Source organism: Frigoribacterium sp. PhB107, from assembly GCF_003751515.1.
Classification (GTDB): domain Bacteria; phylum Actinomycetota; class Actinomycetes; order Actinomycetales; family Microbacteriaceae; genus Frigoribacterium.
In genome coordinates this window covers 384,127-404,521 of the sequence record NZ_RJKU01000001.1, presented here as the reverse complement: position 1 = coordinate 404,521, position 20,395 = coordinate 384,127, and the positions used below count along the sequence as shown (strand labels likewise).

Annotated in this window: 16 protein-coding genes and 1 tRNA gene; 14 read left to right on the top strand and 3 right to left on the bottom strand. The window is 71.0% G+C overall.

Features of this window, described 5'->3' with window-relative positions:
• Window positions 1-10: 10 nt before the first annotated feature.
• The 12 genes from hisI (at window position 11) to EDF18_RS01755 (ending at window position 15,453) form a co-directional block, all read left to right on the top strand.
• A complete protein-coding gene (hisI, locus tag EDF18_RS01810) occupies window positions 11-469 on the top strand; it encodes a phosphoribosyl-AMP cyclohydrolase (protein WP_123545875.1) in 459 nt (152 codons plus the stop codon).
• A complete protein-coding gene (locus EDF18_RS01805; RefSeq protein ID WP_123545873.1) occupies window positions 462-1,985 on the top strand; it encodes an anthranilate synthase component I in 1,524 nt (507 codons plus the stop codon). The genes hisI and EDF18_RS01805 overlap by 8 nt, the downstream gene beginning before the upstream one ends.
• The gene (locus EDF18_RS01800; protein WP_123545871.1) at window positions 1,985-2,668 is read left to right on the top strand and encodes a Trp biosynthesis-associated membrane protein; all 684 of its coding nucleotides are present in this window, start codon (window positions 1,985-1,987) and stop codon (window positions 2,666-2,668) included. Before EDF18_RS01805 ends, EDF18_RS01800 begins: the two co-directional genes overlap by 1 nt.
• A gap of 46 nt (window positions 2,669-2,714) precedes the next feature.
• Window positions 2,715-2,963, top strand: a complete 249-nt coding sequence (locus EDF18_RS01795) for a DUF6704 family protein (RefSeq protein WP_123547220.1) — start codon at window positions 2,715-2,717, stop codon at window positions 2,961-2,963.
• Complete coding sequence (trpC, locus tag EDF18_RS01790; RefSeq protein WP_123545869.1) at window positions 2,964-3,737, top strand: indole-3-glycerol phosphate synthase TrpC; 774 nt, start codon at window positions 2,964-2,966, stop codon at window positions 3,735-3,737. It begins immediately after the preceding gene.
• Between the two features lie 2 nt (window positions 3,738-3,739).
• Entirely contained in the window at window positions 3,740-4,948 is a 1,209-nt protein-coding gene (gene trpB, locus EDF18_RS01785) for a tryptophan synthase subunit beta (protein ID WP_123545867.1), read from the top strand.
• Window positions 4,945-5,763, top strand: coding sequence for a tryptophan synthase subunit alpha (trpA, locus tag EDF18_RS01780; protein ID WP_123545865.1), 819 nt, complete (start codon window positions 4,945-4,947; stop codon window positions 5,761-5,763). Before trpB ends, trpA begins: the two co-directional genes overlap by 4 nt.
• Before the next feature lie 88 nt (window positions 5,764-5,851).
• On the top strand, window positions 5,852-6,850 hold the full coding sequence (gene lgt / locus EDF18_RS01775) for a prolipoprotein diacylglyceryl transferase (protein ID WP_233568940.1): 999 nt from the start codon (window positions 5,852-5,854) through the stop codon (window positions 6,848-6,850).
• A gap of 238 nt (window positions 6,851-7,088) precedes the next feature.
• The gene (gltB, locus tag EDF18_RS01770) at window positions 7,089-11,669 is read left to right on the top strand and encodes a glutamate synthase large subunit (RefSeq protein WP_123545863.1); all 4,581 of its coding nucleotides are present in this window, start codon (window positions 7,089-7,091) and stop codon (window positions 11,667-11,669) included.
• Window positions 11,662-13,119, top strand: coding sequence for a glutamate synthase subunit beta (locus EDF18_RS01765; RefSeq protein ID WP_123545861.1), 1,458 nt, complete (start codon window positions 11,662-11,664; stop codon window positions 13,117-13,119). Before gltB ends, EDF18_RS01765 begins: the two co-directional genes overlap by 8 nt.
• A gap of 74 nt (window positions 13,120-13,193) precedes the next feature.
• Window positions 13,194-14,642, top strand: coding sequence for a pyruvate kinase (gene pyk, locus EDF18_RS01760; RefSeq protein WP_123545859.1), 1,449 nt, complete (start codon window positions 13,194-13,196; stop codon window positions 14,640-14,642).
• Window positions 14,643-14,835: 193 nt separating this feature from the next.
• Window positions 14,836-15,453: a hypothetical protein gene (locus EDF18_RS01755; RefSeq protein WP_148050026.1), complete on the top strand. Its 618-nt coding sequence runs from the start codon at window positions 14,836-14,838 to the stop codon at window positions 15,451-15,453.
• A 171-nt stretch (window positions 15,454-15,624) separates the two neighbouring features.
• On the opposite strand, the gene EDF18_RS01750 is transcribed toward EDF18_RS01755, so the two are convergent.
• Together EDF18_RS01750 and EDF18_RS01745 are read right to left on the bottom strand one after the other, a co-directional pair.
• A complete protein-coding gene (locus EDF18_RS01750; protein ID WP_055797427.1) occupies window positions 15,625-15,828 on the bottom strand; it encodes a cold-shock protein in 204 nt (67 codons plus the stop codon).
• Between the two features lie 309 nt (window positions 15,829-16,137).
• Window positions 16,138-16,220, bottom strand: a tRNA-Leu gene (locus EDF18_RS01745).
• A 39-nt stretch (window positions 16,221-16,259) separates the two neighbouring features.
• On the opposite strand from EDF18_RS01745, the gene EDF18_RS16200 reads away from it, so the two are divergent.
• Window positions 16,260-16,865 carry an ANTAR domain-containing response regulator gene (locus EDF18_RS16200; protein WP_146900783.1) on the top strand — a complete coding sequence of 202 codons (606 nt, stop codon included), beginning with the start codon at window positions 16,260-16,262 and terminating at the stop codon, window positions 16,863-16,865.
• A 99-nt stretch (window positions 16,866-16,964) separates the two neighbouring features.
• Here the strand turns inward: EDF18_RS16200 and EDF18_RS01735 are convergent, their stop codons facing one another.
• Entirely contained in the window at window positions 16,965-17,441 is a 477-nt protein-coding gene (locus EDF18_RS01735) for a PaaI family thioesterase (protein WP_123545853.1), read from the bottom strand.
• Window positions 17,442-17,485: 44 nt separating this feature from the next.
• Here EDF18_RS01735 and polA point away from each other — a divergent pair, with 44 nt between their 5' ends.
• Window positions 17,486-20,158 (top strand): DNA polymerase I, encoded by a 2,673-nt coding sequence (gene polA / locus EDF18_RS01730; RefSeq protein WP_123545851.1) that lies wholly within the window; start codon window positions 17,486-17,488, stop codon window positions 20,156-20,158.
• Window positions 20,159-20,395 lie beyond the last annotated feature (237 nt).

Sequence of the window (20,395 nt, the reverse complement as noted above, 5' to 3'; positions counted from 1 at the left end):
GGGAGTCCCCATGACCGACCAGACAGCGCCCGATCAGACCCTCACCCGCGAGACCGTCGAACCGGTCGTGGCGCGTGCCCGCTTCGATGCGAGCGGGCTCCTGCCCGCGATCATCCAGGACGCCGTCTCGCGCGACGTGCTGATGATGGGCTGGATGGACGAGGAGGCGCTGCGCCGCACCCTGACCGAGGGTCGCGTGACCTTCTGGTCGCGCTCGAGGCAGGAGTACTGGCGCAAGGGCGACACCTCCGGCCACGCCCAGTTCGTCCGGGCCGCAGCGCTCGACTGCGACGACGACGCGCTCCTCGTCACGGTCGAGCAGATCGGCGCCGCGTGCCACACCGGCGCTCACTCGTGCTTCGACGTCGACCCGCTCAGCCCGGCCACCGCCTCCTCGACCGGCGCGGGCTCGGGCGGCGCGGACCCCGACTCCGACTCCGACTCCGCAGCGGAGGCCGACCGTGGCTGACCGCTCGTCCACCACGCGTGCGGGCTTCGACGCCTTGCTCGATGGCCACCGGGTGATCCCGGTGGTGCGCGACCTCTTCGCCGACGGCGAGACGCCGGTGGGCATCTACCGCAAGCTCGCCGCCGGCCGTCCCGGCACGTTCCTCCTCGAGTCCGCCGGACAGGGCGGCATCTGGTCGCGCTGGTCGTTCGTCGGCGTCTCGTCGTTCGGCGTCCTCACGACGCACGACGGCGAGGTGCGCTGGCTGGGCCACGGACTCGACACCGACCGTGCCCTCGGCGGTGCGACCGGTCGTCCGCTCGAGGTCCTCTCCGCCCTGCACGAGCGCTGGGCGACGCCGCGCATCCCCGACCTCCCGCCCCTCACGGGCGGCCTGGTCGGCTTCGTCGGCTGGGAGGCGGTCCGTGAGCTGGAGCACCTCCCCGACGTGCCCCCCGCCGACTTCACGGTCCCGTCGCAGGCGCTCAGCTTCGTCTCCGAGCTCGTCGCGCTCGACCACCGCACCGGCGCCGTGATGCTGATCGCGACGGTCCTCAACGACGGTGTGGACGACGCCGACGCGCTCTGGGCCGACGCCCAGGCGCGCCTCGACCGGCTGCAGACGGGCCTGGCGGCACCGAGCGACGCCTTCCTCTCCGACGTCGACCTGGGCGTCCAGCCCGCACCGGTCGACCGGACGCCGCGGGCGGACTACGCGGAGGCGATCGAGCGCTCGAAGCAGTTCATCGTCGACGGCGACGTGTTCCAGGTCGTCGTCTCGCAGCGCTTCGACCACGAGCTGTCCGCCGACGCCCTCGACGTCTACCGGGTGCTGCGCACCCTCAACCCGAGCCCGTACATGTACCTCGTCAGCCTCGAGGACGCCACGGGCGAGCCCTACCAGATCGTCGGCTCGTCGCCGGAGGCGCTGGTCAAGGTCGACGGACGACGCGCCTTCACCCACCCCATCGCCGGGTCGGCCCCCCGCGGAGCGACGCCGGAGGAGGACGGCGCGCACGCCGAGCGCCTGCTCGGCGACGAGAAGGAGCGGGCCGAGCACCTCATGCTCGTCGACCTTGCCCGCAACGACCTGCTCAAGGTCTGCACGCCCGGCACCGTCGAGGTGACCGAGTTCATGCAGGTCGAGCGCTTCAGCCACATCATGCACCTCGTCTCGAGCGTCGAGGGCGACCTCGCGCCCGGGCGGAACGCCATCGACGCCTTCCGCGCGACGTTCCCCGCCGGCACGCTCTCGGGCGCGCCGAAGCCGCGCGCCCTCGAGATCATCGACGAGCTCGAGCCAGCCCAGCGCGGCGTGTACGGCGGCGTGGTCGGCTACTTCGACTTCGCCGGCTCGGCAGACGTCGCGATCGCGATCCGCACGGTCCTCCTGCAGGGCGGCATCGCCCGCGTCCAGGCCGGTGCCGGCCTCGTCGCCGACAGCGACCCCGACGCCGAGGCACAGGAGGCGCGCAACAAGGCCGCGGCCCCCCTCCGTGCCGTCGCCGTGGCCAACGCCATGACGAGGCTCGGCTGATGGCGCCGCGACGGCTCAAGCTCGTCACGATCCTCGTCGGGGTCCTCCTCGCCGGCGTCGGCCTGCTCACCTGGACGCAGCCGTGGTTCGGCGTCGTGGTCGAGTCGCCGCAAGGCGGGCAGCTCGACCTGACCGCGGCCGGCGACGTCGCCGGGTCGCCCGTGTCCGCGCTCTCCCTGGCCGCCCTGGCCCTCGTGGGCGCCCTCACGATCGCGGGGCGCGTCTTCCGGGTCGTCCTCGGGCTGCTGCAGGTCGCGCTCGGAGCCAGCATCGCCGTGACGGCGGGCACCGCGCTCTCCGACCCGGTCCGCGCCTCCGGCAGCGTCGTCACCGACGCGACCGGCGTCGACGGGCAGGACAGCCTGCGCGCGCTCGTCTCGTCGACATGGGCCACCCCGTGGCCCTGGCTCGCGCTCGTCGTCGGCGTGCTCGCCGCGCTGCTCGGCGTGGCGATCGTCGTCACCTCGGGTGCCTGGCCGCAGGCCGGGCGCAAGTACACGGCCACCCGGCTCGTGCCCGCCGACCCCGCGAGCGACCCGAGCGCGACGTGGGACAGCCTCTCCGTCGGCGACGACCCCACCGACCCCGACGACCCGACCGACCTCGTCGCCCCCGACGAGCCGGCCGCGCCGGTCGACGACGCCGGGGCCCGTCCGGGCGCCGACGACCGACCTAGCCGGTAGACTCGCCCCGTACCGCACTGATCCGAGGAGCACCGTGAGCCAGCAGATGACGAAAGCCGCCGAGACCGAGACCGCCGACGACCTCGGCCACGGGAACTCCCCGGCGGCCTGGACGGCCGTCGTGATCATGCTGGTCGCCTTCTCGATCGGCACGGTCGCCTTCTTCTTCGCCGTCGTCTGGGTCGTCTGGGCCTCGGCCGCGCTGCTGCTCGTCGGTCTCGTCGTCGGCCTCGTGCTCAAACGCGCCGGCTACGGCGTCGGCGGCCACCGCTACGTGCCGAAGGCGCACAACTAGGTGCTCGACGACCTGTACGCGGGCGCTCTGGCCGATGCCGACGCCCGCCGCGAGTCCCTGCCCTTCGCCGCCGTCGAGGCCGCCGCGCTCGACCGTGCCCCCGCGCTCGACGCCCGGGCCGCCCTCGCTCCCGCAGCCGGGGTCAAGATCATCGCCGAGGTCAAGCGCGCGAGCCCCTCGCGGGGCGACCTGCACGCGATCCCGGATCCCGCCTCCCTGGCCCTGTCGTACGCGACCGGGGGAGCGAGCGCCATCAGCGTCCTCACCGAGGGCCGCAAGTTCAAGGGGAGCCTGGCCGACCTCGAGGCCGTCCGCGCCGTCGTCGACGTGCCCGTGCTCCGCAAGGACTTCATCGCCGACCCGTACCAGGTGTTCGAGGCCCGCGCGGCCGGCGCCGACCTGGTGCTGCTCATCGTGGCCGGACTCGAGCAGGCCCGCCTGGTCGAGCTGCACGACCTCGTGCGCGAGCTCGGCATGACCGCCCTCGTCGAGACGCACTCGGCCCACGAGGTCGCTCGCGGCCTCGACGCCGGGGCCGAGGTGCTGGGCGTCAACGCGCGCGACCTCTCGACCTTCGAGCTCGACCCCGACCTGTTCGGCCGCCTGGCCGACTCGATCCCCGCCGGCGTCACCCGCGTCGCCGAGTCCGCCGTCATGTCGCCCGCCGACGTGGCGCACTACCGTCGTGCCGGCGCCGACGTCGTGCTCGTGGGCGAGGCCCTCGTCACGCACGGCGACCCCGTCGACGCGCTCACCCGCTTCCTGGAGGTCTGACCGTGGCACTGCGAGACGAGACCGGGCCGTACTTCGGCTCCTTCGGCGGGCGCTTCGTCCCCGAGTCGCTGGTCGCGGCGCTGGACGAGCTCGACGCCGCCTACAAGGCCGCTGCCGTCGACCCCGAGTTCCAGGCCGAGCTGGCCGCGCTGCACGCGACGTACACCGGTCGCCCGTCGATCGTGACCGAGGTGCCGCGCTTCGCCGAGCACGCCGGGGGAGCGCGCATCCTCCTCAAGCGCGAAGACCTCAACCACACGGGCTCGCACAAGATCAACAACGTGCTCGGCCAGGCGCTCCTCGCCCGCAAGCTCGGCAAGACCCGCCTCATCGCCGAGACCGGGGCGGGCCAGCACGGCGTCGCCACGGCGACCGCCGCCGCCCTCTTCGGCATGTCCTGCGTCGTCTACATGGGCCAGGTCGACACCGAGCGCCAGGCGCTGAACGTCGCCCGGATGCGCCTGCTCGGGGCCGAGGTCGTCTCGGTCACGACGGGCTCGCGCACCCTCAAGGACGCGATCAACGACGCCATGCGCGACTGGGTCGCCAGCGTCGACACCACGCACTACGTGCTCGGCACGGTCGCGGGCCCGCACCCGTTCCCTGCCATGGTGCGCGACTTCCACAAGATCATCGGTGAAGAGGCCCGCGAGCAGGTGCTCGCCCTCACCGGCAAGCTGCCCGACGCCGTCACGGCGTGCGTCGGCGGCGGCTCGAACGCCATGGGCATCTTCCACGCGTTCCTCGACGACCCGTCGGTCGAGCTCTGGGGCTACGAGGCGGGCGGCGACGGCGTCGAGACGGGGCGCCACGCGGCCTCGATCACGCTGGGCCGCATCGGCAACCTCCAGGGCACGAAGTCGTACCTCATGCAAGACGAGGACGGCCAGACCCTCGAGAGCCACTCCATCTCGGCCGGCCTCGACTACCCGAGCGTCGGGCCGGAGCACGCCTGGCTCGCCGAGAGCGGCCGCGCGCACTACGAGCCCGTCACCGACGCCGAGGCGATGGCCGCGTTCAAGCTGCTCACGCAGACCGAGGGCATCCTCCCCGCCATCGAGACGGCGCACGCCCTCGCCGGCACCATCAAGCTCGGCCAGCGCCACCCCGACTGGACGATCCTCGTCTCGATGAGCGGCCGCGGCGACAAGGACGTGGCGACCGCGAGCCGCTACTTCGGTGTCCTCGACGAGGAGGCGCAGCAGCTGTGACCGACACCACCTCCGCCCCGCAGGCCGGCAGCAAGGTCGCGACGGCCATCCGTGCCCGCCGCGACGCGGGCACCGGCGCCCTGATCGGCTACCTGCCCGTCGGCTTCCCCGACCTCGCCACGAGCATCGAGGCCGCCGTCACCCTCGCCGAGAACGGCGTCGACGTCATCGAGCTGGGCCTGCCCTACTCCGATCCGGTCATGGACGGGCCCGTGATCCAGGCGGCGACGCAGCGGGCCCTGGCCGAGGGCTTCCGGGTCCGCGACGTGTTCACCGCCGTCCGCGAGATCACGTCGCGCACCGCCGCACCGGTGGTCGTCATGACCTACTGGAACCCGGTCGAGCAGTACGGCGTCCGGCGCTTCGCCGACGACCTGGCCGCCGCCGGGGGAGCAGGGCTCATCACGCCCGACCTCATCCCCGACGAGGCAGCCGCCTGGCTCGAGGCCTCCGAGGCCACGGGCCTCGACCGCGTGTTCCTCGCCGCTCCGTCCTCGAGCGACGATCGCCTCCGCCAGTCGGTCGAGCGCAGCCGCGGCTTCGTCTACACGGTCTCGACGATGGGCATCACCGGCGCACGGACCGACGTCGACTCCGCGGCCCACACGCTCGTCGACCGGCTGCGCGCCGTGGGCGTCGAGCACGCCTGCGTCGGCCTCGGCATCTCGACCGCGCAGCAGGTCCGCGAGGTGCTCGAGTACGCCGACGGGGCCATCGTCGGCTCCGCGTTCGTCCGGGCCCTCGCCGACGGCGGCCTGCCCCGCCTCGCCGAGGTCGCCGCCGACCTGTCGTCCGGCGCCGCCGTCTGTCGCTGACGTCCGACGACGACGACGCCCCGCGCTAGAGTCGTCCTCGCGTCGGCCCGCCGTCGTCCCGTAGTCCCCCCTGAAAGGCGCCCCGAACGTGTTCGTTCCCCTGAGCATCCCGAGCCCCTCCGTCGACTGGCAGTACTTCGACCTGACGAGCTGGATCAACTCGACGTTCGGCGCCGCCCTGCCCGGGTCCCTCCGCATCCACGCGTACGCGATCTGCATCCTCGTGGGCATCGTCGCAGCGGTCCTCCTCACGAACAAGCGCCTCACCGATCGTGGTGCCGAGCGCTGGGTCGTCATCGACGTCGCGATCTTCGCCGTGCCGCTGGGGATCATCGGCGGTCGGTTCTTCCACGTCGTCACGCACCCCGCCGACTACTTCGCCGGTCAGGAGTGGTGGCGCGCCCTCGCCGTGTGGGAGGGCGGGCTCGCGATCTACGGCGCCCTGCTCTTCGGCGCCGTGGGCGTCTGGCTGGGCTGCCGCGCCTCCGGCCTGCGCTTCTCCGTCTTCGCGGACGCACTCGCACCCGGGCTGCTCGTCGCGCAGGCCTTCGGCCGCCTCGGCAACTGGTTCAACCACGAGCTCTTCGGCCTGCCGACCGACCTGCCCTGGGGCCTCGAGATCGAGTCGACCAACCCCGCCTACCCGGTGGGCCTGCCCGAGGGCACGCTGTTCCACCCGACCTTCCTCTACGAGATCATCTGGATGCTGGCCGGCGTCGCCGTCCTCCTGCTCATCGAGCGGAAGACGCCGATGCAGTGGGGCCGCGCCCTGGCGTTCTACCTCGTCTGGTACGGGATCGGCCGCTCGGTCTTCGAGTCCATCCGGACCGACCCGAGCCTCCTGTTCTTCGGCATCCGCACCAACGTCTGGATGTCCTTCGCCGCCATCGTCCTCGGCGTCGCCGTCTGGGTCGTCGCGAACCGTCGCCACGCCGGGCTGCTCCCCGGCCCGTACGTGCCCGGCCGCGCGCCGTCGGATCGTGCGGCTGAGGTAGACTCGCGCGACACGTACACGGAGGACGACGAACCCGAGTTGGTCACCGTGGCATCATCGGACGACAACACCGAGACCACGCCACGCTCCTGAGCCAGACGGGCACGGTCAGCACTCACGACCTGCCCCGCTCCCTCAGGGGCACCCTCCGCGACGAGCACCGCCTCACGGCTGCCACAAGCAGCCCCGGGAAGTCACGCTGCGCCGCACCCGGGCCCGCCACCACCGCCCGGTCAGCACCTGCCGACGATGGACGCGTCCGCGCCGTCGTCTCGACGACGGGCCGACGACGTCCCGACCCCCATCGGATCTCCCCGTGAGGACGGATCACATGGCGCTCACGCCAGTTCACCAGCAGTTCAGCACCGTTCCCGCTGTTGCGGGCCTGTACGACCCGCGCAACGAGAAGGACGCCTGCGGCCTCGCCATGGTCGCGACGCTCCGCGGGACCCCGGGCCACGACATCGTCGACGCCGCGCTCGGCGCGCTCCGCAACCTCGAGCACCGTGGTGCGATCGGCTCCGACGCGGGCACGGGCGACGGCGCCGGCATCCTCTGCCAGGTCCCCGACGCGTTCCTCCGGGCCGTCGTCGACTTCGAGCTGCCCGAGTCCGGGCAGTACGCCGTCGGCATCGCGTTCCTGCCGACCGACGACCAAGAGCGTGCCGAGCTGAAGACCGGCGTCGAGCGCATCGCGAACCTCGAGCAGCTCGACGTCCTCGGCTGGCGCGAGGTGCCCGTCCGCCCCGACGAGCTCGGCTCGCTGGCCCGTGGCGCGATGCCGGCGTTCGAGCAGCTCTTCGTCCGCAGCCGTCGTCACGACGCCGACGGCGTGCCGCTCTCAGGCGTGGCGCTCGACCGCCAGGCCTACCGTCTGCGCAAGCGCTCCGAGTCGAAGCTCGGCGCCTACTTCACCTCGCTCGGCAGCCGCACCATGGTCTACAAGGGCATGGTCACGACGCTGCAGCTCGAGCCCTTCTACCCCGACCTCAGCGACGAGCGCTTCGCGTCGAAGCTGGCCGTCGTGCACTCCCGGTACTCGACGAACACGTTCCCGTCCTGGCCGCTCGCACAGCCGTTCCGGATGATCGCGCACAACGGCGAGATCAACACCGTCCGGGGCAACCGCAACTGGATGCGAGCGCGCCAGTCGCAGCTCGAGTCCGAGCTCCTCGGCGACCTCAAGCCGCTGCTGCCGGTGGTCAGCCCCGGCGCCAGCGACTCCGCGTCGTTCGACGAGGTGGTCGAGCTGCTGAGCCTCACGGGTCGCTCGCTGCCGCACGCCATCATGATGATGGTCCCCGAGGCGTGGGAGAACCAGGTCGACATCGACCCGACCCTGCGGGACTTCTACGAGTACCACTCGATGCTCATGGAGGCGTGGGACGGCCCCGCCGCCATCACCTTCACCGACGGCAGCCTCGTGGGCGCCACCCTCGACCGCAACGGCCTGCGCCCCGGTCGCTACCTGGTCACCGACGACGGCCTCGTCGTGCTCGCCAGCGAGATCGGCGTGCTGCCCGACATCGACCCCGCGAAGATCGTCCGCAAGGGGCGGCTGCGCCCCGGCAAGATGTTCCTCGTCGACACCGAGGCAGGCCGCTTGATCGAGGACGACGAGATCAAACGCGACCTCGCGGCGTCCGAGCCCTTCGGCGAGTGGCTCGCCGAGGGCCGCATCCGCCTCTCCGAGCTGCCCGAGCGCGAGCACATCGTGCACACGCCGGCCTCCGTCATCCGTCGCCAGCGCACCTTCGGCTACACCGAAGAAGAGGTGCGCATCCTGCTCACGCCGATGGCGAAGACCGGGGCCGAGCCCCTCGGTGCCATGGGCAGCGACACGCCGATCGCGGTGCTGTCCGAGCGCCCGCGCCTCCTGTTCGACTACTTCACCCAGCAGTTCGCACAGGTGACGAACCCGCCGCTCGACTCGATCCGGGAGCAGGTCGTCACGTCGCTGTCGCTCGGGCTCGGCCCGGAGCGCAACCTGCTCTCGGCGACCCCGGAGCACGCGCGCCAGGTCGTGCTCGACTTCCCCGTCATCGACAACGACGAGCTCGCGAAGATCCAGCACATCGACCCCAGCCCCGGGTCGCGCGTCACCTCGACGATCCGCGGCCTGTACCGGGCCGACAAGGGGCCGCGCGCGCTCGAGAAGCGCATCGCGGCCATGTGCAACGAGGTCGACGACGCCATCGAGGCCGGGGCCGAGTTCATCGTGCTCTCCGACCGCGACTCGAACCAGGACTTCGCGCCCGTCCCGTCCCTCCTCATGCTCGCTGCGGTCCACCACCACCTGATCCGCACCGAGAAGCGCATGTCGGTCGGCCTGATCGTCGAGGCCGGCGACGTCCGCGAGGTGCACCACGTCGCCACCCTGATCGGCTACGGCGCCTCGGCGATCAACCCGTACCTCGCCATGGAGACCTGCGAGAACCTCGTCCGGTCGGGCATGATCACCGGCATCTCGCCGGAGGACGCCGTCCACAACTTGATCAAGGCGCTCGGCAAGGGCGTGCTCAAGATCATGTCCAAGATGGGCATCTCGACCGTGTCGAGCTACGCCGCCGCCCAGGCCTTCGAGGCCGTCGGCCTGAGCCAGGAGTTCGTCGACACCTACTTCACCGGCACGTCGAGCGTGCTCGGCGGGGTGGGCATCGACGTCGTCGCGGCCGAGAACAAGCAGCGCCACACCAGCGCGTACCCGACCGACGGGTCCGTCGTGGCGCACGAGCGTCTCGCGACCGGGGGCGAGTACCAGTGGCGCCGCGAGGGCCCGCGGCACCTGTTCAACCCCGACACCGTCTTCCGCCTGCAGCACGCCACGCGCACGCGCCGGTACGACATCTTCCGCGAGTACACGAAGCTCGTCGACGACCAGTCGGAGGACCTGATGACCCTCCGCGGGCTCTTCTCGTTCCGGCAGGGCCTCCGCGAGCCGGTGCCCCTCGACGAGGTCGAGCCGATCAAGTCGATCGTGAAGCGGTTCTCGACCGGCGCGATGAGCTACGGCTCCATCTCGAAGGAGGCGCACGAGACCCTCGCGATCGCCATGAACCGCCTGGGCGGCAAGTCCAACACGGGCGAAGGCGGCGAGGACGTCGACCGACTGCTCGACCCCGAGCGCCGCAGCGCGGTCAAGCAGGTCGCGTCGGGTCGGTTCGGCGTGACGAGCATGTACCTCACGCACGCCACCGACATCCAGCTCAAGATGGCCCAGGGCGCCAAGCCCGGCGAGGGCGGGCAGCTGCCCCCGACGAAGGTCTACCCGTGGGTGGCACGCACCCGCCACGCGACGCCGGGCGTCGGCCTGATCAGCCCGCCGCCGCACCACGACATCTACTCGATCGAAGACCTCAAGCAGCTCATCTTCGACGTCAAGCGCGCCAACCCGACGGCCCGGGTGCACGTCAAGCTCGTGAGCCAGTCGGGCATCGGAGCGGTCGCCGCGGGCGTGACGAAGGCCCTCGCCGACGTGGTCCTCGTCTCGGGCCACGACGGCGGCACGGGCGCCAGCCCCCTGAACTCGCTCAAGCACGCCGGCACCCCGTGGGAGATCGGCCTCGCCGAGACCCAGCAGACGCTGATGCTCAACGGCATGCGCGACCGCGTCGTGGTGCAGGTCGACGGCCAGATGAAGACGGGCCGCGACGTCGTGATCGCCGCGCTGCTCGGAGGCGAGGAGTTCGGCTTCGCGACCGCGCCGCTGATCGTCGAGGGCTGCATCATGATGCGGGTCTGCCACCTCGACACCTGCCCCGTGGGCGTCGCGACGCAGAACCCCGAGCTCCGGGCGCGGTTCTCGGGCAAGCCCGAGTTCGTCGTCAACTTCTTCGAGTTCCTGGCCCAGGAGGTGCGCGAGATCCTCGCCTCCCTCGGCTTCCGCAGCCTCGACGAGGCGATCGGCCGAACGGACGCCCTCGACGTCGACCGTGCCCTCGACCACTGGAAGGCCTCCGGTCTCGACCTGTCGCCCGTGCTGGTCGGACCGCACTTCGACGACGACGAGCCCCGTCGCAACCACCGGCAGCAGGACCACGAGCTCGAGTCGCACTTCGACGTCGAGCTCATCGCCCGCAGCTCCGACGTGCTCGAGAACGGCGGCCGGGTCGCGATCTCGCTGCCCATCCGCAACACCGAGCGTGCCGTCGGGACCATGCTCGGCCACGAGGTGACCGTCCGCCACGGCGAGCACGGCCTGCCCGAGGGCAGCATCGACGTCACCCTGACCGGCTCCGCCGGACAGTCGCTCGGTGCCTTCCTGCCGGCCGGCATCACGCTGCGCCTCGAGGGCGACAGCAACGACTACGTCGGCAAGGGCCTCTCCGGCGGCATCGTCGTCGTGCGGCCGTCGCGGGAGAGCACCTTCGTCGCCGAGGACAACGTCATCGCCGGCAACGTGATCGGCTACGGCGCGACCCAGGGCAGCCTCTTCATCCGCGGCATCGTGGGCGAGCGGTTCCTGGTGCGCAACTCGGGTGCCAGCGCCGTCGTCGAGGGCGTGGGCGACCACGCGCTCGAGTACATGACCGGCGGTCTCGCCGTCATCCTCGGCGACACGGGACGGAACCTCGGCGCGGGCATGTCCGGCGGCACGGCCTACGTGCACCGGCTCCGCAGCGAGCGGGTGAACGCCGAGTCCCTCGCGTCGGGCGAGCTCCAGCTGCACCCGCTCGGCAGCGCCGACGTCGAGATCCTCTCCGACCTCCTGTCGCGGCACCTCGCCGAGACGGGCTCGCCAGTCGCCGAGCGCCTGCTCGCCGACGTCGACGCCGCGGCGTCCGAGTTCGTCAAGGTCCTGCCGCGTGACTACGCCGCCGTCCTCGCCACCCGGCAGACGGCCGTCGACGAGGGTCTCGACCCCGATGGCGACGAAGCCTGGAAGCGAATCCTGGAGGTGACCGGTGGCTGATCCGAAGGGGTTCCTCAAGACCCAGAAGCGCGAGCTCCCGAAGCGTCGTCCCGTGTCCGTGCGGTTGATGGACTACAAGGAGGTGTACGAGCAGCAGGAGAGCGGCGAGCTCCGCCGACAGGCGGGCCGTTGCATGGACTGCGGCGTGCCGTTCTGCCACCAGGGCTGCCCCCTCGGCAACCTCATCCCCGAGTGGAACGACCTCATGTGGCGCGGCGAGGGCCGTCAGGCCAGCGAGCGGCTGCACGCGACCAACAACTTCCCCGAGTTCACGGGCCGCCTGTGCCCGGCGCCCTGCGAGGCGTCGTGCGTCCTGGGGATCAACCAGCCGCCGGTGACCATCAAGCAGGTCGAGGTCAGCATCATCGACCAGGCCTTCCAGCAGGGCTGGGTCACGCCTCACCCGCCCGAGCGCCTGACGGGCAAGACCGTCGCCGTCGTCGGGTCCGGCCCGGCCGGCCTCGCCGCGGCACAGCAGCTGACGCGGGCGGGGCACACCGTCGCGGTCTACGAGCGGGACGACCGCATCGGCGGCCTCCTCCGCTACGGCATCCCCGACTTCAAGATGGAGAAGAAGCAGATCGAGCAGCGCCTCACGCAGATGCGCGCCGAGGGAACGCGCTTCCGCGCCGGCGTCGAGATCGGCCGCGACATCGCCTGGGACGACCTCCGAGCGCGCTACGACGCCGTCGTGGTCGCCACGGGCTCCACCGTCCCGCGCGACCTCGACATCCCGGGCCGCGACCTCTCCGGCGTCCACTTCGCCATGGAGTATCTGGTGCAGCAGAACCGCACCGGTGCCGGCGACCGGGTCGACGACCAGATCACGGCCGAGGGCAAGCACGTCGTCGTCCTCGGCGGCGGCGACACCGGTGCCGACTGCATCGGCACGGCTCACCGTCAGGGCGCCCTGTCCGTGACGAATCTCGCCATCGGCCAGCAGCCCCCGGAGGAGCGGGCCGAGTCCCAGCCCTGGCCCACCTTCCCGACCCTGTTCGAGGTCGCGAGCGCGCACGAGGAGGGCGGCGAGCGGATGTACCTCGCCTCCACCGTCGAGTTCCTCCGCAACGAGGTCGGCGAGGTCCGTGCCGTCCGCGTCGCCGAGACCGAGTACCTCGACGGCCGTCGCGTTCCCAAGGCCGGCACCGAGCGCGAGATCCCGGCGGACCTCGTCCTCCTGGCCCTCGGTTTCACCGGCCCGGAGCGCGACGCCATCGAGCAGCAGCTGCGAGTGCCGTTCGACTCCCGGGGCAACCTCGACCGCGGGGGCGACTACCAGACGTCCGAGCCCGGCGTGTTCGTGACGGGGGACGCCGGCCGCGGCCAGTCGCTCATCGTGTGGGCGATCGCCGAGGGCCGGGCGGCGGCCTCGGCCGTGGACGCCTGGCTCGAGGGCGAGACGATCCTGCCGTTCCCGGTCAAGCCCACGGATCGCGCCATTTCGGTCTGACCCGGCTCGAGTCGGGAATAGGCTGGTGGAACGGGTCCCCAGCCGTCCCACCCCCTACCTACAGTAAGGAACACATGAGACGCGCAAAGATCGTCGCCACCCTCGGGCCGGCGACGTCGAGCTACGACGACATCCGGGCCATCATCGACGCCGGCGTCGACGTGGCCAGGATGAACCTCAGCCACGGCAGCTACGACGTGCACGAGTCCGTCTACGCCAACGTGCGCCAGGCAGCGGCGGACGCCGAGCGTCCCGTGGCCGTCCTCGTCGACCTGCAGGGCCCGAAGATCCGCCTGGGCAAGTTCTCCGACGGCCCGCACGACCTCGCGGTCGGCGACGTGTTCAAGATCACCACCGACGACATCCTCGGCACGAAGGAGATCTGCGGCACGACCTTCAAGGGCCTGCCCGGCGACGTCGCCGTGGGCGACCCGCTGCTGATCGACGACGGTCGCGTGAAGCTGCGCGTGCTCGAGACCGACGGAACGACCGTGACGACCGAGGTCGTCGTGGCCGGCGCGGTCTCGAACAACAAGGGCATCAACCTGCCCGGCGTCGCCGTGAGCGTCCCTGCCCTCTCCGAGAAAGACGAAGCGGACCTCCGCTGGGGCCTGGCCCTCGGCGCCGACTTCATCGCGCTCTCGTTCGTCCGCGACGCCGACGACGTCACCCGCGTGCACGAGATCATGGCCGAGGAGGGGCGTCGCCTGCCCGTCATCGCCAAGATCGAGAAGCCGCAGGCCGTCGACAACCTCGAGGCGATCATCGACGCGTTCGACGGCATCATGGTCGCCCGTGGCGACCTCGGCGTCGAGCTCCCTCTCGAGGCGGTCCCCATCGTCCAGAAGCACGCCGTCGAGCTGTCCCGCCGCATGGCCAAGCCGGTCATCGTCGCGACGCAGATGCTCGAGTCGATGATCTCCAGCCCGATCCCGACGCGCGCCGAGACGTCCGACGTGGCGAACGCCGTCCTCGACGGCGCCGACGCGGTCATGCTCAGCGGCGAGACGAGCGTGGGCGAGTACCCCGTCGTGACGGTGCAGACCATGGCCCGCATCGTCGCCTCCACCGAAGAACACGGCCTCGAGCGCATCCCCCCGCTCGGCACGAAGCCGCGCACCCAGGGCGGTGCGATCACCCTGGCGGCGGCCGACGTGGCCGACTTCGTCCAGGCGCGCTACCTCTGCGTGTTCACGGAGTCGGGCGACTCCGTGCGTCGCATGTCGCGCCTCCGCCACTCGATCCCGATCCTGGCCTTCACGCCCAACGAGGCGACGCGTCGCCGCATGACGCTCAGCTGGGGCGTCCAGTCGTTCCTCGTCGAGAACGTGACCCACACGGACGCCATGTTCGAGCAGGTCGACGACATCCTCCTGGGCAACGCGCTCGCCCTCTCGGGCGAGAAGGTCATCGTCATCGCCGGGTCCCCTCCCGGCATCGCGGGGTCGACGAACGACCTCCGCGTGCACCGCGTGGGCGACGCGCACGGTGAGGCCGCCCCGGCCTACGCCAGCACGAACTAGCGACGGCAGCACGACCCCGGCACGGCCGGGTCGCCTCCCCGGAGGCGGCCCGGCCGTCGTCGTCCGCGGACCCGCTCTTGCCGAGACCCGCAGGATGCGCGCACACCCTCTCGCGCGAGGCGGGGTGCGCGCGGGTTCGACGGGTCCGCGAGGTCGGCGGCCCGCCCTCAGACTGCGGGCGTAGCCTCCCGGCATGTCCGTCGGCCCCTCGCACCCTCGTTGCTTCGTCGTCGGAGGAGCCCTGTGGGTCGTGCCGAGCGGCACCGGCCACGACGTCGCCACGACTCGGCGCAGCCGTGCGGGCACCGGGGCCGTCGACCGCGCCGGGTCCGCCGTCGTGGACGCCTGGACGTTGACCGGGGGAGCGACGGGGGGCTTCTTCATGGGGACCGTGGCGGGTGCCGTCTGGCACGTCGAGGGCCTCGGCGACCTCGCGGCGTTCGTCCTCTCGGGTGCCCTCGTCGGGGCCGTGCTCGCCGTGGGCACGAAGCGGCTCTTCGCGGACTTCAGCGACCCCCGGCCTGACGACGCACGACCGGACGGGCCGGACCGCGACCTGCCGGCCGTGCGTGTGCCGTGGGACGTCGCGAACGCGGCCCCGGACGACGCCGACGGCGACGAGCTCGCGCTGTGGTCCCTGCGCGCGGAGCGCTGGCGCCTCGCCCGGGCAGCTCGAGAGGCACGCGAGCTCCGGATCGAGCTCGACCTCGACGGGGGAGGGGCGGAGGCGGAGGCGGAGTACCGGGAAGCGGCGGCGGACTACGAACCGGTGGCGCGCCTCCTGGGGCTGCCGTTGCCGCTGCCCCGTTGACCGACCTCGAGCGGACACAGCTCTGTGACGCCCCCGCCCTCCGCTGCACCGGCCGTACGGCCGGTGCCACCGAGGGAATGAGAGAAGCCCCGACCTGCCGGAGCAGATCGGGGCTTCAGTGTCGGGGACGATCAGATCGTCTCCAGTCGGCGTCTCGAGGACGCCGCCGAGTCAGATGACGCGGATGTTCTCGGCCTGGAGGCCCTTGTTGCCCTGAGCCGTGTCGAACTCGACCTTCTGGTTCTCCTCCAGGTTGCGGTAGCCGTCGCCGGCGATCGCGGAGAAGTGCGCGAAGACGTCAGTGGATCCGTCGTCGGGGGTGATGAAGCCGAAGCCCTTTTCGGAGTTGAACCACTTAACGGTACCTGTTGCCATTTTTCTTGTTCCTTCAATCAGAGTTGTCGATCTCGATTTCGAGATCGCTCGTCGCGGTGCCTTTTTGTCCGCTCCCTCTGAGAACGACGCCCCCTGGCCGGGATTCCGAGGAACCTCGACCTGGCACGTCGCGAGATACAAATGCGTAACACAACAACCAGTTCCACCAGCGTAGTGCACGAGCGGCCCGGGTCAACCGTTTCGACGCAGGAAGTCGAGATCGTCTCGATCTCGCGACCTGCGGACGGGCGCTCGCACCGCGCGCACGGCGCGCACGGCGCGGGGCAGGGTGGGGGGAGTCGTCGACCGTGCCGGATGTGGGACTCGAACCCACACGCCCTCTCGGACAGAGCATTTTGAGTGCCCCGCGTCTGCCATTCCGCCAATCCGGCTCACGACGACCGAGGCGAGAATACCGTAGGCTCTGCTTCGTGAGTGACCAGGAAGCAACACCAGCAGCACCCCGTCGCGTCGTCGTCGCAGAGGATGAGTCCCTCATCCGCCTCGACATCGTCGAGATCCTCCGCGACAACGGATTCGAGGTGGTGGGCGAGGCCGGAGACGGCGAGACCGCCGTCGCCCTCGCGACCGAGCTGCGACCCGACCTCGTCATCATGGACGTCAAGATGCCGAAGCTCGACGGCATCTCCGCGGCCGAGACGCTGAGCAAGAACCACATCGCCCCCGTCGTGCTTTTGACGGCGTTCAGCCAGAAAGAACTGGTCGAGCGGGCCAGCGAGGCCGGCGCCCTGGCTTACGTGGTCAAGCCCTTCACGCCCAACGACCTCCTCCCCGCGATCGAGATCGCCCTCTCGCGCTACACGCAGATCATCACCCTCGAAGCCGAGGTCGCCGACCTGGTCGAGCGCTTCGAGACCCGCAAGCTCGTCGACCGGGCCAAGGGCCTGCTCAACGAGAAGATGGGCCTCACCGAGCCGGAGGCGTTCCGCTGGATCCAGAAGGCGTCGATGGATCGTCGCCTCACGATGCACGACGTCGCCCAGGCGATCATCGAGCAGCTGAGCGTCAAGAAGTAGCGAGCCCGCTCGCGACCAGAGGCCCGTCCCCGGTGGGGGCGGGCCTCTCGTCGTTCGGGCACGTTCTGGGCATCGGCCGTGAGGCGCCGGCCGAGGGAGTCAGTCGCGGGCGTCCGTCAGGTAGTTCGTGATGCGCACCGTCGACAACAGGCGTCCTTCGTCGTCCGTCATGACGACCTGGTGCGTCGCCAGGGTGCGGCCGAGGTGGACCGCGGTGCAGGTGCCGGTCACCCACCCGGTCGCGGCCGACCTGCTGTGGCTGGCGTTCAGCTCGATGCCCATCGCGAGGCGCCCCGCCCCGGCGTGGACGTTCGCCGCCACGGAGCCGAGGGTCTCGGCCAGGACGACGTGAGCCCCGCCGTGCAGGATGCCGACCGGCTGGGTGTTGCCCTCGACGGGCATCCGGCCGACCGCGCGCTCCGCGCTCATCTCGAGGATCTCGATGCCCATCTTCTCGGCGAGGGCGCCGACGCCGCGGCGCCGGAAGAGCTCGACCGCGTCGTCGCTGAGCGCGGCGTCGGGACGCACGGTCCGCTCGGCGTCGTTGGACGAGGAGGAGGTGGTCGCGTCGGTCATGGTGCTCCGGATCCGCTGTCGGGGGCGCCCGCTAGGCTGACGGGGTGTCGGACGAAACGAAGCCTACCCTCCTGGTCATCGACGGCCATTCCCTCGCGTTCCGGGCGTTCTACGCCCTGCCCGTCGACAGTTTCGTGAACCGGGAGGGTCAGCACACGAACGCGATCCACGGGTTCATCTCGATGCTGCTGAGCCTCCTCAAGAACGAGAAGCCGACCCATCTGGCGGTCGCCTTCGACATCTCGCGGTTCTCGTTCCGCACGCGTGAATACCCCGAGTACAAGGGCACGCGCTCCGAGACGCCGGTCGAGTTCGTGGGGCAGATCCCCCTCCTGCAGGAGGCGCTGCACGCCATGGGCATCACGACCATCACGAAAGAGGACTTCGAGGCCGACGACATCCTCGCGACCCTCGCCGTGAGGGGTCGCGACGACGGCTACCGCGTCCTCGTCGTCTCGGGCGACCGCGACGCCATCCAGATGGTCAACGACGACGTGACCCTGCTCTACCCCTCAGCGCGCGGCGTCAGCGAGCTCACCCGCTACGACCGCGACAAGGTGTTCGAGCGCTACGGCATCGAGCCGCACCAGTACCCCGAGATCGCGGCCCTCGTCGGCGAGACGAGCGACAACCTGATCGGCATCGACAAGGTCGGCGAGAAGACCGCCGTCAAGTGGATCACCCAGTTCGGCAGCCTCGACGAGGTCATCGCCCACGCCGACGACATCAAGGGCGTCGTGGGCGGCAACCTCCGTGAGCAGAAAGAGCGCGCGATCCGCAACCGGCGACTCAACCGCCTCGTGACCGACGTCGAGCTCCCCGTGGCGCCCGGCGACCTCGAGCGCCGCGCCGTCGACGCCGACGCCGTGCGCGAGCTCTTCGACAAGCTCCAGTTCCGCACCCTCCTCGACCGCGTGCTCACCCTCGCCGACGCGAGCGGCGCCGCGCCCGACGCCTCGGGAGAGGGCGCCGTCGTGGCCGCCCCTGCCGGCCTGCCCGTCGTGCGCACGCTCATCGACGAAGAGCTCGCGTTCTGGCTCAAGAAGCACGCGTCCGATCCGGCGTCGCCGGTCGGGCTCAGCGTCGAGTACGGCGCCGAGGGCGTCGTGGGGCTCGGCATCTCGTCGCACGACGAGTCCGCCTACGTGCCGTGGGCCACGGGCCGCGGCGACTACGTCGCCCTCGAGGCCTGGCTCGACGCCGACTCGCCGAAGGTGCTGCACGACGCCAAGCGTGCCTACAAGGCCCTGTCCAAGGCGGGTCTCGCGCTCACCGGGATCGCCGGCGACACGCGGGTCGCGGCGTGGCTGCTCAGGCCGGGCCGCACCTCCTTCGCCCTGACCGACCTCGTCTACGAGCAGCTAGGCGAGACCCTCCCCGTCGCGGACCCGAACCAGCTCGTCCCGGCCGACGAGCAGGTGTCCGTCGCGACGGAGGCCTGGTACACGCTCCGGCTCGCCGAGTCGTTCCACGAGTCCCTCGACGAGGGCTCCCGCACCGTCCTCACCGACCTCGAGCTGCCCTTGGTCCCCGTCCTGGGCGACATGGAGCTCACGGGCGTCGCGGCCGACCACCCGGTCCTGGCCGAGCTCTCCACGCGCCTCGGCGAGACGGCGGCGGGGCTCGCCACGGATGCGTTCGCCGAGATCGGCCGAGAGGTCAACCTCGGCTCGCCGAAGCAGCTGCAGGAGGTCCTCTTCGAGCAGCTCGAGATGCCCAAGACCCGGGCGACGAAGACCGGGTACTCCACCGACGCCGCGTCCCTCGCCGACCTGCAGGAGAAGCACCCGCACCCGTTCCTCGGTCTCTTGCTGCAGCACCGCGACGCGACGAAGCTGCGGCAGATCATCGACACACTCGACAAGTCGATCGCCGACGACGGCCGCATCCACACGACGTACGACCAGACCGGCACCACCACCGGCCGCATCTCGTCCGTCGACCCGAACCTCCAGAACATCCCGGTCAAGGCCGCGGTCGGCCGCGAGATCAGGGCGGCCTTCGTGCACGGCCCCGAGTACGAGACGCTCCTCACGGCCGACTACTCGCAGATCGAGATGCGCATCATGGCCCACCTGTCCGGCGACGCCGGGCTGATCGAGGCCTTCAACGCGGGAGAAGACCTGCACCGCTTCGTCGGCGCCCGCATCTTCGGGGTCGAGCCGGAGGACGTCAGCCCAGCCATGCGCACCAAGGTCAAGGCGATGTCGTACGGACTGGCCTACGGCCTCAGCGCGTTCGGCCTGTCGAAGCAGCTGCGGATCGAGAGCTCCGAGGCGAAGCAGCTGATGACCGACTACTTCGAGCGCTTCGGCGCGGTGAGGGAGTACCTCCGGAACGTCGTGGAGAAGGCGCGTGAAGACGGCTACACCGAGACGATCTTCGGTCGCCGGCGCCCCTTCGCCGACCTCAAGTCGCCCAACCGGGTCCTGCGCGAGAACGCCGAGCGCGCTGCGCTGAACGCGCCCATCCAGGGCTCGGCGGCCGACATCATGAAGAGGGCCATGCTCGGCGTCCGCAGCGAACTCGACGAGCGCGAGATGGCCAGCCGCGTGCTGCTGCAGGTCCACGACGAGATGATCGTCGAGGTCGCGCCGGGCGAGGTCGACGACGTTCGCGACATCGTCAGCCGTCGCATGAGCGGGGCCGCAGAGCTCCGCGTGCCGCTCGACGTCAGCGTGGGCCTCGGCAGCAGCTGGGACGCTGCGGCTCATTAGCGGCGGATCAGCGACGCACCAGGACCGGCACCGGAGCGTCACGTCGACGATGTCGGGGGTCGCGATGACGCCTTCGTCCCCCGAAACGGGCACAAGCGGGGGCGACACGCGCGTCTGACTTGACCAGGGGACGCGAACGGACTTATATAAACCGGGAACAACATCTGTTCCTGCTCTGCTTGCCCCAGCTGTCCACCCCGCTCTCCCCGCTCGGCCTCACCGCCCCGCGAGCCGCAC

What these genes read in the sequence shown, in the direction of transcription:
- EDF18_RS01795 (WP_123547220.1), top strand. Translation starts at nt 2,715, where the DNA reads ATGACGAAAGCCGCCGAGACCGAGACCGCCGACGACCTCGGCCACGGG.
- hisI (WP_123545875.1), top strand. Translation starts at nt 11, where the DNA reads ATGACCGACCAGACAGCGCCCGATCAGACCCTCACCCGCGAGACCGTC.
- EDF18_RS01800 (WP_123545871.1), top strand. Translation starts at nt 1,985, where the DNA reads ATGGCGCCGCGACGGCTCAAGCTCGTCACGATCCTCGTCGGGGTCCTC.
- EDF18_RS01755 (WP_148050026.1), top strand. Translation starts at nt 14,836, where the DNA reads ATGTCCGTCGGCCCCTCGCACCCTCGTTGCTTCGTCGTCGGAGGAGCC.
- gltB (WP_123545863.1), top strand. Translation starts at nt 7,089, where the DNA reads ATGGCGCTCACGCCAGTTCACCAGCAGTTCAGCACCGTTCCCGCTGTT.
- EDF18_RS01735 (WP_123545853.1), bottom strand. Translation starts at nt 17,441, where the DNA reads ATGACCGACGCGACCACCTCCTCCTCGTCCAACGACGCCGAGCGGACC.
- pyk (WP_123545859.1), top strand. Translation starts at nt 13,194, where the DNA reads ATGAGACGCGCAAAGATCGTCGCCACCCTCGGGCCGGCGACGTCGAGC.
- EDF18_RS01750 (WP_055797427.1), bottom strand. Translation starts at nt 15,828, where the DNA reads ATGGCAACAGGTACCGTTAAGTGGTTCAACTCCGAAAAGGGCTTCGGC.